Raw genomic sequence first — 15,645 nt, 5'->3', positions numbered from 1 at the left:
TAGCTAATCAATTAGGAACTAATCTCAAGACACTGACGGTTGATCACGGGAAAGAGTTCGCCAACTACCAATCAATTGAGAAAAATACCGGCGTGCCGTTGTACTTTGCCCATGCTTATTCTCCGCATGAACGTGGTAGTAATGAGAATCGTAATCGAGTGTTACGGCGATTTATTCCTAAGGGTCAGCCAATTGAAGAGATTAGTGATGATGAATTGATTCAGATTAACTGGTATCTGAATTCACGGCCACTCAAATGTTTGAACTGGCGAACTCCAATTGAGATCTTTTTGCTTAATCTGCGTCATTAAATTTGTTCAAGTTATTTATTGCAATCTACCCAACTTAAAAATAAATAAAAAAGGAGAGTTGTATCTACCATGTCCAATTGGGATACTAAATTTGCTAAAAAAGGTTACACATTCGATGATGTCTTACTAATTCCCGCCGAAAGTCACGTCTTGCCAAATGAGGTCGACTTAGGCGTCCAACTTACTGATAAGATTAAGCTTAATATCCCAATTATTTCAGCCGGGATGGATACCGTTACTGAATCAGAAATGGCGATTGCAATGGCCCGCCAAGGTGGGTTAGGGGTAATCCACAAGAACATGACGATTGCCCGCCAAGCTGATGAAGTACGGAAGGTTAAGCGGTCTGAAAGTGGCGTCATCATTGATCCATTCTTTTTGACACCTGATGACAGTGTGGCTAACGCCGAAGCATTGATGAAGAAATATCGGATCAGTGGTGTTCCAATTGTAGAAACAATGGAAAACAAAAAATTCTGTGGTATCATTACTAACCGTGATTTGCGCTTTGTTACTGATTACAGCACTAAGATCGGCAACGTGATGACTAAAGAAAACCTGGTAACAGCACCAGAAGGAACTTCACTTGAAAAGGCCGAAGAAATCTTGCAACAATACAAGATTGAAAAGTTGCCGATCGTTAATGCTGCGGGTGAATTGACTGGTTTAATCACTATCAAGGACATTGAAAAGGTAGTTGAATTCCCTAATGCTGCCAAGGATGAACATGGTCGTTTGTTGGTTGCAGCTGCTGTTGGGGTAACAAGTGATACTTTTGAACGAGCTGAAGCTTTGTTGCAAGCTGGCGTTGATGCATTGGTTATTGACTCCGCTCACGGACATTCAGCTGGCGTTATCCGGAAGATCAAAGAAATTCGGGAACACTACCCAGATGCAACTCTGATCGCAGGGAACGTTGCGACTGCCGAAGCTACCAAAGCCCTCTATGATGTTGGGGTTGACGTAGTTAAAGTCGGAATCGGACCTGGTTCTATCTGTACAACCCGGATCGTTGCTGGGGTTGGGGTACCACAATTGACTGCGATCTATGATGCAGCCACTGTGGCCCGTGAATATGGCAAGACAATTATTGCTGACGGGGGTATCAAGTACTCTGGTGATATCGTTAAGGCCTTAGCAGCCGGTGGGAACGCTGTAATGCTGGGTTCAATGTTAGCCGGAACTGAAGAAGCTCCTGGTGAAACTGAAATCTACCAAGGTCGGCGCTACAAGACTTACCGGGGGATGGGTTCATTGGCTGCTATGGATTCTACTCACGGTTCCTCCGACCGTTACTTCCAAGGTGCAGTTAACGAAGCTAACAAGCTGGTTCCTGAAGGAATCGAAGGTCGTGTGGCTTATAAGGGTGAAGTTGGCGATGTGATTTACCAAATGGATGGTGGCTTGCGTGCCGGTATGGGTTACGTCGGCGCTGCTAACCTCAACGACTTACGTGAAAATGCCCAATTCGTTGAAATCACTGGTGCTGGTTTGCGGGAATCCCACCCACACGATGTACAAATCACCAAGGAAGCACCAAACTATTCTGCAAACTAATTTAAAGAATATTTCCCTAAAAGAGGCTGATTTTCGTCAGTCTCTTTTTTGCTAGTATAGCAGGATCCTTTAATGTTTCTTTAGGAGCAGGGCTGATAAAGTCTGGTACAATAGGAATAGTTACTATTATGATGAACGAATCAGCCCAGGAGGTTTTTACAAATGAAAATACTTGTTGTTGATGACGATAAAGATATTGTTGAACTCCTCAGCATTTATGTTAAAAACGAAGGCTATGAGGTAGAAAAAGCCTATAACGGTAAAGAGGCCTTGACTAAGTTACACACTAATCCTGACATTGCCCTAATGATTTTGGATATCATGATGCCAGAGATGGATGGGATGGAAGTGATCAAGGAAGTGCGGAAAGATTCGCAGATTCCAATTTTAGTCTTGTCTGCTAAGAGTGAGGATTTAGATAAGATCCAGGGCTTAATTCAGGGGGCAGATGATTATGTTACCAAGCCCTTTAACCCTTTGGAAGTTATGGCGCGGATCAAGTCTTTATTGCGCCGGGCTTCACATGACGTGCGTAATGATGAACCAGATCAAATCGAAGTGGGTCCGCTTCTGATCAAGCGTGATTCCCATGAGGTTGAAACAGTCAACGGTCAGACTATCCAACTGACAGCACTAGAATTTGGAATTTTATACTTGTTGGCGAGCCATCCTAACCGGGTCTTTTCAGCAGATGAGATCTTTGAAAGAGTTTGGCAACAAGAATCAGTTGTTTCTGCTAAAACTGTTATGGTCCACGTGAGTCACCTACGGGATAAAATCGAAGAAGCGACTGGCGGGGACCAAGTGATCCAAACAGTATGGGGTGTCGGCTACAAGATCGAGGCTCATTAGTAATCATGGAAGAACAAGAACGGATAAAATTCCAATTAACTGGAAGAGAAAAAAGTGAGCTTTTTGGTGAAGGAATAATCACGGTTTTTCTGTTACTGTTATTGAATATGTCGTGCTATATCCTCCTCAATCAATGGGTCGAATCTAACCCAGGGCTTCAAAACGGGATCTTTTTGATCAAAATGTCCCTGGCTTTTGGTCCCAATGACGTTAAAGTATGGTCATGGAGCTGGATTGCTGCTACTATCATGCTGATTATTGACACGGTAGTAGTGTATTGGCGCTTGATGCGGCGTTATCGCCAGATGCAGCTCAGACATATCATTGCTGAGTTGCACTATATCAGCGATGGGCACTTCGATCACCGAATTCCCTTCCAGCTTCACGGTCAGATGCAGCGGGTAGTTAACAGTGTCAATGCCCTCGTAGATGCTTCGGTGCAGGCTATGGATGAAGAACGGCGGATTGAAAAGTCCAAGGATGAGTTGATTACAAATGTTAGTCATGATATTCGGACACCTTTGACTTCAATTATTGGCTATTTGGGGTTGATAGAAAATAAGCAGTACCAGACCCAAGCAGACATCCTCAAGTATGTCCATGTGGCTTTCTTAAAATCTAAACAGATGAAGTCCTTGGTGGATGATTTGTTTGAATATACCAAGGTCCGGCAGACGGACACACCGCTAAATATTATGCAGATTGATCTGGGAAACATGCTCGAGCAGCTAGGAGCTAGTTTTGAACTAGAAGCCCAAAAGAAGCAAATGACGATTACAGTGCACAAGCCAGAAACACCATTAATGATGGACGCAGATCCAGAGAAGTTAGCGCGGGTCTACAACAACCTGATTACCAATGCCTTTAAATACGGAACTGGCGGACATAATATCTATCTTTCAGCGCACTTAGTGGATGACAATACTATTGAAACGAGTGTGGCTAACGATGGGGAAGAGATTCCGTTGACGGCCCAAAAGCGGATCTTTGATCGCTTTTATCGTGCGGAACATTCACGGTCGCGAGAAACTGGGGGGACAGGGTTAGGTTTGGCGATTACGCAAAGCATCGTTGAATTGCACCATGGTACGATCAGTGTCACCTCAAATAAACGGCTAACAAGTTTTGTAATGCACTTTCCAGTTCATTATCAACAAGTTAAAGATTAACAATGTGAGCGTAGCCTAATAGGTTGCGCTCTTTTGTTTACACTAAGTAAAGTAGGTTAAAACTGTGGTAACCTAGAAGGGAATAATTAGTAAAGGAAGACAGGCAATGAATTTTCACAATATTATAGTCCAAGTTATTTTATGTTGGGGGTTGGCGGCCTACATTTTGACATATGCCTTCAAGCAGCGACAAAAGGGGCGCAAGAAGGTTTTTGTGTGGTACCTAGTGGTAGGGATCATCCTAGTTTTCGGGGGAATTGAAGCGTTATACCAAACATTACATTAGGGATAAGACAAACCGCGACACTTGTTTCTTGTTACTAGAATAAGACGAGTGTAGTATTATTTTACGTATTCTACACACTCTAAATAGAGAGTCTGATTAACAAGAATGGGAGGTGTATGGACTTTGAATATGATTAAAGAAGAGCTAAAGAGTATTTTGCGTAACAAGATTACGATGATCACATTGTTTGGTCTAATGCTTGTTCCGTTCTTATACACTTTCTTCTTCCTTAAATCTGTTTGGGATCCATATGGTAAGACGGATAACTTACCAGTTGCAGTGGTCAACAAAGACCAAGCAGTAACATTTAGGGGGCAACACCTGAATGTTGGTAAGGATTTAGTTAAAAACATGAAGGAAAGCAAAGGCTTAAAGTGGGATTTCGTATCTCAAAAAGAGGCCGATTACGGATTGCGTCACCGGAAGTATTACCTCACTATCACAATTCCGAAAGATTTTTCCAAGAATGCGACTACAGTTTTGGACAAGCATCCTAAGAAGATGAACCTGCATTATGAAGCCAATGAATCGTTGAACTACATCGGTTCAATCATTGGTAAAAACGGGGTTAAGGAAATTGGTAGTCGGGTCCGCAATGAGGTGGCCACAACTTATGCCGATACGATGATTGGGGTTACCAAGAAGCTCGGTAAAGGGATGGACAAGGCCGCTAAAGGGGCGGGGCAACTCAGCGATGGGTCAACCGCTCTTAAAGACGGGATGTACCAGTACACTGCCGGCGTTAAGCAGGTCAACAATGGGTTGATCGAAATGCAGGTTAGCGTTAAGCCATTGAAAGCAGGGGTTAATGCCCTGGCAACTGGTGCCAATCAACTTGGTAGTGGTTTGAACACATTAAATGGCAAGACTGGGGCTTTAGCTTCTGGTGTAAACAAGCTGTATCAGGGATCAGGTCAGGTGACAACCGGGGCCAATGCCCTTCATACAGGGTTGATTACTTACACCAATGGGGTCTTCCAAGTGAACCAAGGTGTTGGTCAGCTGAATAGTAAAACAGACACTTTGGCTGGGGGAATTGGAGAACTAGCCACAGGGGCTAACGGTTTGCAAGATGGTGTAAACCAATATACCGGAAAGGTTGCAGGACTATTAGCTAAGTTCAATTCTCAGTCAGGTCAGCTTGACCAACTCAAAGCCCTCCCGCAAGCAACTTCTGAATTGAACAAGTACATGACTCAGTTGAATGACTCGGTCCAAAAGATTGATCCAAGTCAGTTTGCTACAATGTTGGCAACGATGAACAAGGTGTCGACGCAAACTGACCAGATGGCCCAATTGGTAAACCAGTTACCATCGACAACAGAGATTCAAAAGTTACAGACACAACTAGCCCAGGCTGGGGAACAAACCGAAGCAGCGGGGGCAGGGCTGAACCAAGCTATTGGAGCGGCCAATGCTTCCAAGAGTGATATTGCTGATGCTAAAGTTAAAATTAACGCAGTAATGAACTCAGACAAGTTGGATGATAGCCAAAAGCAGAGCTTACAGGCAGCGGTTGCCAAGCTCGATGATGCTAGCGGTAAACAAGATGGAATCAGTACTGGCTTGCAAACAATTGCTTCTAACTTAAAGCAACAATCACAGGCATCTTCTCAAGAATTGAACAAGCTGGCAGAAAGTTTGACAACTTTAGCTAACTCCAAGCAAAATATTGAAGATATGTTGACGACTGCTAAGGGAATGACCGGTCCAGAGATGCAAAAGCAACTTAAAGACTTGGGTGACCAGCTGACAGCATTAAAGAGTGCTACGGGGCAATTGCAGGCTGGATCGAGCCAATTAGCAAGTAAGACGGCGGGGTTAGATACAGAGGTTAACCAGCTTGAATCTCAACTCAAACAGGGCGGATCTGAAATAGGATCTGCAAATACGAAACTTAATGCGGGTGCCAAGGGATTAGCAAATGGTTTGAATACGCTGAATGGCAAGGTTCCAGAGTTAAAGGCAGGAATCGGGCAAATCTACGCCGGGACCCAACAACTAGCTGGTAATTCTGGACAGTTACTCAGTGGGTCGAGCCAATTAGCTAACGGTAGCTCCCAAGTTACTGCAGGTCTCGGTCAACTAAACGGCCAAGTGCCAGTTCTGGTTAATGCTATCCAGTTATTAGCTGCTGGTGGTAACCAGTTGTCATCTGGTTTGAATGAGTTGAACGCCAAAGTACCTACTTTAGAAGCTGGGGTCAATGCTTTAGCTAACGGAACCCAACAACTGGTTGACAACTCCGGTAAGCTAGAAGATGGTGCTAGTCAGTTAGCTGATGGTAGCGATGAATTGTCGACGAGCCTGCAAAAGGGAAGCGACGGCATCAAGGCCTTGCCACTTAGCAAGCGAACAGGCAAGATGATGGGGAACCCAGTTAAATTAAGCAAAAAGAACTATGCTCATGTTCAAAACTACGGCCATGCCTTAGCACCATACATGATGTCAGTGAGTCTGTTTGTCTTAGCTTTAGCCTTCAACATTATCTACCCAATTAAACGGTTAGCGACAGCTGATGGGACACCAACGGATTGGTTCTTCAGCAAAGCAATCGTTGCAACCTTCGTAGCGGTTGGGGCAGCCCTGATCGATGCGGGTATTATGTACACAGTTGGTTTGGTACCATTGCACCACGGTGAGTTCTTCTTGAACACCATCCAGTTTGCGTTACTGGCAATGTTCTTGGTAATGCTGTTCTCCTTGCTCTTTGGCAATCCGGGACGGTTTATTGTTCTGATCTTGTTGGTATTCCAACTCGGTGGGGCTGGTGGGACATTCCCAATCCAAATCACAACAGCGCTCAATGGATTCTACCAAGCAATCAATCCATACTTACCAATGACATACTCGGTCTATGGCTTCCGTGAAGCCCTCAATGGTGGGTTTGGTAGTGCATGGTTCATTCATTGTCAGCTGGTTATGATCACAATTACAGTGGTTTGCTTGCTTTTGATTTGGGTATCCATGCACTGGTTACGGCATAGCGGCAAAGTATCCTATGTTGGTGATATCAAACAAGACAAGGACTACCGTGCTAACCAGCACAATCCAGAAGAAAAAGAAGATAACTAATATCTATGCGTCATTAATGCATAAAGATCATGGCTGGGGGAAAACAGTGTTTTCTCCCAGTTTTTTGTGTCTCGAGGTGATATTTTAGGCGGAAGCGAGAAGTGCGGTATAATGGAAAGTGAACATTGGATTAATTTTGAAAGGAGAGACCAACATGACCCAAACAGACAAGAGTCGTGAAGAAGCCAAGAAGAAGCGGAATGCGCGGATGCGAGGGGAAGCCAAGCCTATTGTTCCCAATGCTCATGGTAAGAGTTTTGTCCAAGGAACTCACGTGGAATTTGTTTTTCACCGGCACAAGTATACCGGGAAGGTTGCCAAGCAATTGAACAATTCAGCCATTGTAGTTTTTGATCCCCGGTTTAGTCATACAATGACAGCTGCGGAGCTCAAACAAAAAGTGGTCATCTCCTATACCAAGATGCGCAAGATTACAGAATAACCAATTTGGCTCAAGTATGCGTTTTCATCGCATTTGGCGGTGGATAAATTGCTTAATATTCGGAATTTATATGTTATAATCGATTTTGCGAGGACATTTATTTTTTGGAGGCTTATTCGTGAAAAAGAAAGAACCACGATGGCTTGAGGTATTACGGGTAACTATGCCTTTATGTCTCAGCTATGTTCCTATCGGGATGGCCGCTGGGGTTTTGTTGCATGCCGCAGGGTTTAACACACTGATGGTAGTGCTGATCTCCCTATTTGTCTTTTCTGGTGGGGCTCAGTTTATGATTGCTTCAATGTTGACAGTTAATGCATCGATGCCAACTATTTTAGTGATGCTGTTCTTCCTTGAATTACGATATGCGTTATTAGGATCAAGTTTATCGCAGTACCTGCGGGGAACGAAGAAGAGTTTCCTCTTCGGGTTTGCCCTTTCGCTGAACGATGAAAACTACGCCGTTAACTACTTAAAGTTTGCTACGGATAAGAGCTGGAAGCCAATGGATGCGTGGATGGTAGAACACTATTCACTAGCTTTTTGGACAGTAGCCAATATGATTGGTAGTTTAATCGGTAGTTTGATAACGATTAACCTGGAAATTGTTGACTATGCTTTGACTGCTTTGTTTATCTACATGGTGGTAATGCAGTTCAAGAACAAGTTGACAGTGCTAATCAGTTTGATTTCAGGAGTGGCAGCGATCTTCTTCATGAGCCTATTCAAGAGTACGATGGGCTTGGTTGCTGCTACTTTAATGGCTTCTTTGATTGGCTTTGCTATCGAAGATTACTTAGTAAAGCACGGTAAGGCTAAAGGTTTCTTACTGAGCAAGATCAAACCGCGTGCTAGTCGCTTAAAGACGATTAGCAAGAAATCAGAGACGGAGTCGGAGGGATAACGCATTATGGCAATGAGTTCAATGGATCATTTTATCCTGATCATTTTATCAATGGCAGTAGCGTTTATACCTCGTTATATTCCGCTGCGGATTTTTGCGACACGGCAAATTCCTGAATGGTTTAATGAATGGATGAAGTATGTGCCGGTATCACTGTTTACGGCATTGGTTGTAAAAGATGTTTTTATGAATAGTGCAAAATTTACATTTGTCGGGTTTTATAATGTGGCCAAAATTCTCGCCTCGCTAATTGTGATTGCGGTCGCTTATCGGACAAGATCAATGGGATTGTCGGTGGTCTTAGGACTTATCGCAGTCGCATTGCTATCACTGGTTGTTACGGTGTAACACATCAAGAAGAGAATATAGGTTGGAAGACTATCTAAGCGCTTGCTGCAGATGGTCTTTTTTGTTAAAAAGGAGACCCCCAAATTAGTCTTTGGCGGTCTCTGGATCATTAGAAACTATAAGCAGTAGCTGGTGTGTCAAACCAGTCATACTGGAGGAGCTGTCGGGTGGTCATATCAACTGGGATCCATAAGCCAGACCGGCAGATATCCATCATTGTTTTAACATATAATTTGTGGTCAGAACGATTCTTAAATTGCGGTTGATGCGCAATAATGATTTTTTGATCCTGGGTCCGCAGGGTAAGCGTTTCTGGATTAATGGCGATCACTTGTGCTGATACAATAGCGCTAGGCGCGGGGTGATCATCAGTCGCTTTAATTGTCATAAAAATAACCTACTTTCTGTAGTTCAATGGATCTGACTACATTCATTATACTATATATAATTTGTGAAGAATGTATTATGCCAGAGTTAAGGAAAGGTAAAGATAGGCGTCGAAGTTTACGTTTAAGAATTATCGCCGGAAGGATTGGCTAAAAAAAACTACCACCATATAGCATTGTTAGTTTAACAATACTACATGTGGTAGCTTTTTGATCTTGTGCGAAGTCATTCGCTTGCTAAGAATGAATGTTTCTATTTAGTTTTATTTTGCAATAAAGATTGAATAGCAGTCTTTTGTGCTTGCGCAACGGTAGCTTGAGTTACCTCAGCCCGTTCGGTTGCTGACATATTAGGCTTTTTCATCATTGCTTCCATCACAGCCTTTTGGGCTTGCTGTTGGATCTTGGCTTTGAGTTGAGCTTGAACTTGTGGTGACTTTAAAGCCTTAGCCAGCTGCTTAGCTTGAGCCACAGAGAGGACAGACCAGTTCTTGTTGATATAGAAGGTATAAGTCCGTTGCTTCAAATTGTCCTTAGGTTTGATGTTGCCTAAAAGGGTCCGACTGAGATTGCTGCTAGAAACATAGCGTTCTTCTTTGACCACCATTTTGCTAGAACTATTGGTCCACTTGACTTGGGTTTTGAGGTGGTCGGTTTTAATCGGTTTAGGGGCCTTTTGCTTATCATCAGTCTTGTATAAATAAACTTTTTCTTGACCATTGCCCAAAGGTTGATAGAGGAGAACGTTAATCTTTTTGTCTCCTGATGAGACCAATGGGGTGGTCTGTGAAGTTGTTTGTACTTTAGTACCAAAGTGGTAATTATCCTTACCGACAATAGCTAAACCACTGAGGATGGCAACGAGCAAGAAGAACCCAGCCACCACTTGGTGACCTTTGATCACTGGCAAGATATTAAAGAAGGCAAATAAGATAACGGAAATAATTAAAATAGTAATTAACATTAGTTATTTTCCTCCTTTCCCTTTAATGCAGCTGCTTCCCGAGCCCGGTTGCCTTTCTTCAAGAAGAAAGCTAGGAACAGTGCTAAGACGGCAAAGCCAAGGGCAACACCGAAGGAAGCATGGAACCCAGAAACAGTAGCAGCAATTGCCTTGTCTTTGTAAACAAGTGGCGTATTGTGAAGCACACTCTTGGCAGGCATATTACTCTTAGTGACATCACTCATCACAGAAACCATGATGGCTGTCCCGATTGAACTCAAAACTTGCCGGAAAGTGTTGTTAACAGCAGTCCCGTGGGACATCCGATTCAATGGCAGAACGTTCATCCCAGAAGTTGTAACAGGCATCATAACCATAGCAATCCCGAAGAACCGAATTGCATAGAAAACAACAATCATCATGACTGAAGTATTTTCATTCAAGAAGAGGAATGGCACAGTCCCTAGAGTTAAGAGTACCATCCCTGTAATTGACATCCGGCGGGCACCGAAGCGGTCGAATAGCCGCCCAGTGATTGGGGACATGAACCCCATGCACAAAGCCCCAGGGAGTAAGACTAACCCAGAGTGGAAAGCTGATAAGCCCCGGATTCCTTGGATATATAAGGGTAGGGTCATTTCAATCCCCATCATTGCTAAGTTGGTAACCCCACTGAGGACAGCGGCCAAAGCAAATTCGTTGTACTTGAAGACGCTAACGTCCAAGAAGGGGTTTTCCATCCGAAGTTGGCGCAATCCAAACAAAACAACGAAGATGGCCCCGACAACGATAAAGGCAATGATAATAGGATCAGTCCAGCCCTTGTTACCAGCTTCAGAGAACCCGTACAGCATAGAACCAAAACCGATGGTTGAAGTAGTGATGGAAAGAACGTCCAACTTTTGGTTGCTAGTTGGTAAAACGCTCTTCATAAAGAAGAAAGCTAGCACCAAAACCAACACACAGATCGGAATGATCATTCCGAAGAGTTCCCGCCATGACCAATTATCAACGATCCAACCGGAAAGAGTTGGTCCTAAAGCAGGAGCCAACCCGATAACGATCCCTACGGACCCCATGGCAGCTCCCCGCTTTTCGGGCGGGAAGATGGACAACATGATAGTTTGGAGCAAAGGCATTGTCACCCCGACCCCGAGGGCTTGGATGAGTCGGCCGGTAAGCAATGAACCAAAGTCAGGTGCCATGAAGGACAAAATTGTCCCGATCAAGAAAGTAGTCATGGCAGTTAGATACATAATGCGGGAGCCAAACTTATTGATCAACCATGCAGAAACTGGGATCATGATCCCGTTAACCAGAAAGAACCCGGTTGAAAGCCATTCAACGGTCGCAGTGCTGACATCGAAAGACTTCATAATTGAAGGTAAAGCAGTGGCGAGCAAAGTCCCGTTTAAAACCGTACAGAAAGAACCAACCATCAGCACAATGATCAGCATTGACCGGTTATAGGGCTTGCCGTGGATATCAACGGGTGCGTTTGTATCCATGATTTTTAAACATCTCCTCATATATAAATTTAACGATTACCAGCTACTATACCCGCTTTTATATTCTTTGTCAAGAAAGTTGACAACAATGTCAAAATAGTTACAATATAAAGGAAGAATTATGAAAACTGTGTGAGTAATTAATTATTAAATAAAGGACTGATTTTTTGAAAATCAATATGACAAATGTCAATCGAATTTGGAAAGACCTGATATTTGGTATCGGTGAAGTCAGCCAGATAACAGGGGTATCGGCACGCCAGATTCGTTACTGGGAAAAGAAAGGATACATCACACCCCTGGACAAAGAAGAAGCAGCCATGCGCCGGTATGGGTTACCTGACCTCTATCAAGTATCACTGATCAAACATTATCTTGATGAAGGGTTTACCCTGAGTAAGGCGGCTGAAAAAGCCCAGCGTGCTCACGATAAGTACCGCAAATTGAAGACGTTTTTCAAGCAACGGGTAAAGCAAGTGAGCTTTGATGAAGAAGACAATGGGTTAATCGATTTAGGGCAAGTAACGAGTCCTGGCGGGAAGCAATACCATTTGGTGGGCTGTATTCGTGATGGCAAAAATGAATTTCAGCTGCGCCCACTTACTGCAGAACCGGATAGCAAAAACGAATAATAATGGCGAAAGGCTGGGAGAAAGCATTGTTTTCTCTCAGCCTTTGTCTTTATTCACTAATGATGCCCACTTACTTTTTATGGAGATATACTTTTCTTTAAACATTATAATTGACCGTTATATATTATACGTAATATAATATAGTCAAAGAAATAGTAAAGGGGGAATCAAAGTGAAGATCGCAGTCACAGCTGATCTGATGGATGGGTTAGTGTTGGCCCTGTTACTTCAAGAAGACCACTATGGGTATTCTTTAACACAGGATATCCAACAGGTGATTACCATCTCAGAATCGACTATTTATCCCATTTTACGTAGGTTGAAAAAACATGGCTACTTGACGACATATGATGTCCCTTATGCAGGCCGTAACCGGCGTTACTATCAAATTACTGATGCGGGGCGGATGCATCTGCAACGGATTGTGAAAATGTGGAATGATTACAAAAACAGTCTGGATACTGTCTTTACCCAGGTCAATATTGAACCAACAGAGGAAGGTGAGGAAGGATGACGGTTCAGGAACAATATTTAGCTGAATTAAAGCAACACTTAGGGATGCTAACTGCGGATGAACAAGCAGAGGTCATGGATTTTTATGACGAATATTTATTTGATGCAGATTTAACAACGCGTGCTGAGATTGAAAAACGATTGGGATCACCACGGCAATTGAGCCGGAAGATTTTGGCTGATTATTCTATCCACCAGGAGGAAACCAGTTCAGCGAATGCCAATTCCTCACCTCGAAGCAAGATCAAGTTAACAATCCTAATCTTGTTGGCAGCGACTTCGATGTTGACAATTGGTGGCGGGATAATTCTTTTTGGTGGTTTTATTACAATGGTCGCTGTTCTTTTTTCGTTTGGAATTACAGCGCTCGCCATTCTAGCTGCTATATTTGTGGTAGGATTTGTTGCCATATACATGGGGGTGGGCTTGCTCTTTACCAACTGGGCGGTCGGTCTTTTCTATCTCGGAGCTGGTTTGAGTTGTTTAGCAGGCTTCTTGATCATGACACCGTTGTGCATTATGGCAGTGCGGGGAATAGCACGCGGAATTAGCAACTTTACCCGGTACTGTTACACCAAGATTAAGGAAAGGAGAGCCGTACGATGAAAAAGATGCTTAAAATTGGTGGTGGCCTACTCTTAGTTGGGCTGGTGTTACTTCTAATAGGGTTGTTTAACCATGGTAATCGGATTGTGACTTTTCAGAGCGGGCGCCCAACGATTGTTTCCACGAAAAAACAAACAGTGCACGTGATTCCGCAAGGCAATCCCCAAAAGATTCATGTTGATGCCACGGGTGCTCAGGTAACTATTCGGCGGGGGACAAAATATCAGGTTAGTTTCTCTGGACGACAACCCCGACCCCAGATCAAGGCAACCAAAGATGAAATATTCGTAAAAGCTAAGGACCACGGGGGCGTAGTCAGCTTAGCCTTTAATGATGAAAACTATACTTTACCCCGGATAGAAATCACTGTACCAGCAGCCGTTGAACTCAAGCAGTTGACTGTCAATGTTACTGATGGGGTCTTGCATTTAGATGGTGTTACAGCTAAACAAACGGCGCTAACAACTAGCGACACGGATATAACACTGTCTAGGAGTAGCTTGGAAGACGGCAAGCTTGATATTACTGATGGCGAATTAGTTGGGCAAAATGGAACCAGTTTGAAGCAAATAAGTGTGCGAAGCAGTGACACGGATGTTGACTTCCACCAGGTAACTTTAGATGGGACCAACATAGACAATGCTGATGGGGATGTTGAAGGGAATGATATTACTATCAGCAACCGAGTTACGATTCGGACTAGCGATGGGGACAATGAATTACGCAATGTTACCGCCCAAGGCTTCATTCTCCGGGGTGGTGATGAAAACGTCTTGTATGGGCACCATAGTAGTGATACGATTCGAGATCATGCTGAAGCACGGGATGTTTTGGAACTAATCACCAATAGTGATGGTGACAACGAAATTATGTGATGTGTTAGAATGAAAGTGAGAAGGGGTATTTATAAAAGGGAGGAATTGCTATGGCAAAGAAGCAATTAGTTAAGTCGCGTGACAAGATAGTTGCTGGTGTTTTAGGTGGTGTGGCTGAGTATCTTGGTTGGGACAAGACCATTGTCCGCATTATCGGTGGTGTTTTAATTTTAACTACTGGTTTTGGTTTGCTAGCATACATTATTGCGGCCATTGTGATGCCCAATGCTCCACGCAAAAAGCATGATAGTGTGATTGAAGGGGAGTTTACTGAAAGACCGTAGTTACTGGGGATCTATACAAAGGAGTGTTAGAAATGCTTGATCGAATTAGTTTAACTGTTGGTGCTCCAATGGCAATTAAATACGTGATGGATGAATATCCAGAGCGGCGGATGCTATATTTTAAGAATGCAGAACGTGAACGGTACATGTTGATGGATATTACTGGTGGCAAGCAGGTCTTGTTATCCTCAGACTTACAGTTTAATTTGCTGTATGATAATGAAGCAGATACTGATATCTGGGATGGTTTCTTCGAACTTAGATACGTTACCCTTGATAAGGATGAACAGAAAGTTTTTAACTCACTATTAGATGAATGGCGGCTACCAAGTACCCGCCCAGCTGGTTTGCTGCGGACGATAGTAGGCCAAAAGAAGCACCCTCGTGATGGTGAATACCTCTTGATCACTATTTGGGACACCAAAGGAGCATACCTAGCTTGGTGGAAACAGCCTGTGACCCAGAACCGCTTCCTTCAGTTCGAATATAGTGGCGGTCCAGGGGCGCTAGTTAAGCAGTACGAGCAATTAACCAAAGATGAAATCATCACTGAGGTTAATGAAATTCTTGCTGAGGAAAAGGAAAAAGATCAAGAAGAATGGCAGAAAAATTTCTAAAAGGCAGATTGTAAAATTTAAGTTGAACATTTTAGTGGACAGAAAAACCCATAAAGGTCTTTAATGGTGTCGTTACAACATTCCATTAGAAAGAAGGACCTTTATGGGCACCACTATCTTATCATTTTCAGACCGCATTGTCATCGAAACGCTTCGTCATGAAAAGCGATCTCTTCGATATATCGCTGATTACCTGGGCTTTAGTAAGACTACTATCTTTAATGAAATTCACCGGTTAAAGGGTGAATACCATGCGACTAGTGCGCAAGCCGACCACGAAACTAAACTTAGTTATCGTGGTCGTAAATGCTCATTAACGGCTAACCTCAAGCGACTA

General features: G+C 43.4%; 19 protein-coding genes. 16 read left to right on the top strand and 3 right to left on the bottom strand.

Annotation, left to right across the window (positions count from 1 at the left end):
- The 9 genes from G541_RS0107545 to G541_RS0107505 all read left to right on the top strand — a co-directional run.
- Positions 1–311 (top strand): IS30 family transposase (locus G541_RS0107545; RefSeq protein ID WP_027827040.1); only part of this gene is annotated, 311 nt, incomplete at its 5' end.
- Positions 312–380: 69 nt separating this feature from the next.
- Complete coding sequence (gene guaB, locus G541_RS0107540; RefSeq protein ID WP_009553922.1) at positions 381–1,868, top strand: IMP dehydrogenase; 1,488 nt, start codon at positions 381–383, stop codon at positions 1,866–1,868.
- A 162-nt stretch (positions 1,869–2,030) separates the two neighbouring features.
- A complete protein-coding gene (gene croR, locus G541_RS0107535) occupies positions 2,031–2,720 on the top strand; it encodes a response regulator transcription factor CroR (RefSeq protein ID WP_009553921.1) in 690 nt (229 codons plus the stop codon).
- Positions 2,721–2,743: 23 nt separating this feature from the next.
- A complete protein-coding gene (locus G541_RS0107530) occupies positions 2,744–3,889 on the top strand; it encodes a sensor histidine kinase (protein WP_027827039.1) in 1,146 nt (381 codons plus the stop codon).
- Positions 3,890–3,995: 106 nt separating this feature from the next.
- Entirely contained in the window at positions 3,996–4,175 is a 180-nt protein-coding gene (locus G541_RS0107525) for a hypothetical protein (protein WP_027827038.1), read from the top strand.
- A 129-nt stretch (positions 4,176–4,304) separates the two neighbouring features.
- Positions 4,305–7,250, top strand: coding sequence for a YhgE/Pip domain-containing protein (locus G541_RS09675; RefSeq protein WP_235806370.1), 2,946 nt, complete (start codon positions 4,305–4,307; stop codon positions 7,248–7,250).
- Between the two features lie 154 nt (positions 7,251–7,404).
- Positions 7,405–7,692: a hypothetical protein gene (locus tag G541_RS0107515; RefSeq protein WP_009553918.1), complete on the top strand. Its 288-nt coding sequence runs from the start codon at positions 7,405–7,407 to the stop codon at positions 7,690–7,692.
- Between the two features lie 118 nt (positions 7,693–7,810).
- Positions 7,811–8,596, top strand: a complete 786-nt coding sequence (locus tag G541_RS0107510) for an AzlC family ABC transporter permease (RefSeq protein ID WP_009553917.1) — start codon at positions 7,811–7,813, stop codon at positions 8,594–8,596.
- Between the two features lie 6 nt (positions 8,597–8,602).
- Positions 8,603–8,944: an AzlD domain-containing protein gene (locus G541_RS0107505; protein ID WP_027827036.1), complete on the top strand. Its 342-nt coding sequence runs from the start codon at positions 8,603–8,605 to the stop codon at positions 8,942–8,944.
- Between the two features lie 109 nt (positions 8,945–9,053).
- Here the strand turns inward: G541_RS0107505 and G541_RS0107500 are convergent, their stop codons facing one another.
- From G541_RS0107500 to G541_RS0107490, 3 genes are all read right to left on the bottom strand, one after another.
- On the bottom strand, positions 9,054–9,332 hold the full coding sequence (locus tag G541_RS0107500; protein ID WP_051174608.1) for a hypothetical protein: 279 nt from the start codon (positions 9,330–9,332) through the stop codon (positions 9,054–9,056).
- Positions 9,333–9,583: 251 nt separating this feature from the next.
- Complete coding sequence (locus tag G541_RS0107495; protein WP_027827034.1) at positions 9,584–10,294, bottom strand: DUF4811 domain-containing protein; 711 nt, start codon at positions 10,292–10,294, stop codon at positions 9,584–9,586.
- Positions 10,294–11,781, bottom strand: a complete 1,488-nt coding sequence (locus tag G541_RS0107490) for an MDR family MFS transporter (RefSeq protein ID WP_027827033.1) — start codon at positions 11,779–11,781, stop codon at positions 10,294–10,296. Before G541_RS0107490 ends, G541_RS0107495 begins: the two co-directional genes overlap by 1 nt.
- A 167-nt stretch (positions 11,782–11,948) precedes the next feature.
- On the opposite strand from G541_RS0107490, the gene G541_RS09670 reads away from it, so the two are divergent.
- The 7 genes from G541_RS09670 to G541_RS09665 form a co-directional block, all read left to right on the top strand.
- Complete coding sequence (locus tag G541_RS09670) at positions 11,949–12,413, top strand: MerR family transcriptional regulator (protein ID WP_051174605.1); 465 nt, start codon at positions 11,949–11,951, stop codon at positions 12,411–12,413.
- A 172-nt stretch (positions 12,414–12,585) separates the two neighbouring features.
- Positions 12,586–12,927: a PadR family transcriptional regulator gene (locus G541_RS0107480; RefSeq protein ID WP_027827032.1), complete on the top strand. Its 342-nt coding sequence runs from the start codon at positions 12,586–12,588 to the stop codon at positions 12,925–12,927.
- Positions 12,924–13,532, top strand: coding sequence for a DUF1700 domain-containing protein (locus G541_RS0107475; RefSeq protein WP_027827031.1), 609 nt, complete (start codon positions 12,924–12,926; stop codon positions 13,530–13,532). Before G541_RS0107480 ends, G541_RS0107475 begins: the two co-directional genes overlap by 4 nt.
- The gene (locus tag G541_RS0107470; RefSeq protein WP_027827030.1) at positions 13,529–14,407 is read left to right on the top strand and encodes a DUF4097 family beta strand repeat-containing protein; all 879 of its coding nucleotides are present in this window, start codon (positions 13,529–13,531) and stop codon (positions 14,405–14,407) included. Before G541_RS0107475 ends, G541_RS0107470 begins: the two co-directional genes overlap by 4 nt.
- A gap of 50 nt (positions 14,408–14,457) precedes the next feature.
- Positions 14,458–14,691 carry a PspC domain-containing protein gene (locus G541_RS0107465; protein ID WP_027827029.1) on the top strand — a complete coding sequence of 78 codons (234 nt, stop codon included), beginning with the start codon at positions 14,458–14,460 and terminating at the stop codon, positions 14,689–14,691.
- Positions 14,692–14,723: 32 nt separating this feature from the next.
- On the top strand, positions 14,724–15,308 hold the full coding sequence (locus G541_RS0107460) for a hypothetical protein (RefSeq protein WP_027827028.1): 585 nt from the start codon (positions 14,724–14,726) through the stop codon (positions 15,306–15,308).
- Positions 15,309–15,411: 103 nt separating this feature from the next.
- The coding region (locus tag G541_RS09665) for a helix-turn-helix domain-containing protein (RefSeq protein WP_155824510.1) at positions 15,412–15,645 on the top strand (234 nt) is incomplete at its 3' end.

It is taken from the genome of Ligilactobacillus saerimneri DSM 16049 (assembly GCF_000423265.1).
Classification (GTDB): Bacteria; Bacillota; Bacilli; order Lactobacillales; family Lactobacillaceae; genus Ligilactobacillus; species Ligilactobacillus saerimneri.
The sequence above is the reverse complement of the archived record's forward strand: the minus strand, read 5'-3'. Positions and strand labels throughout refer to the sequence as shown.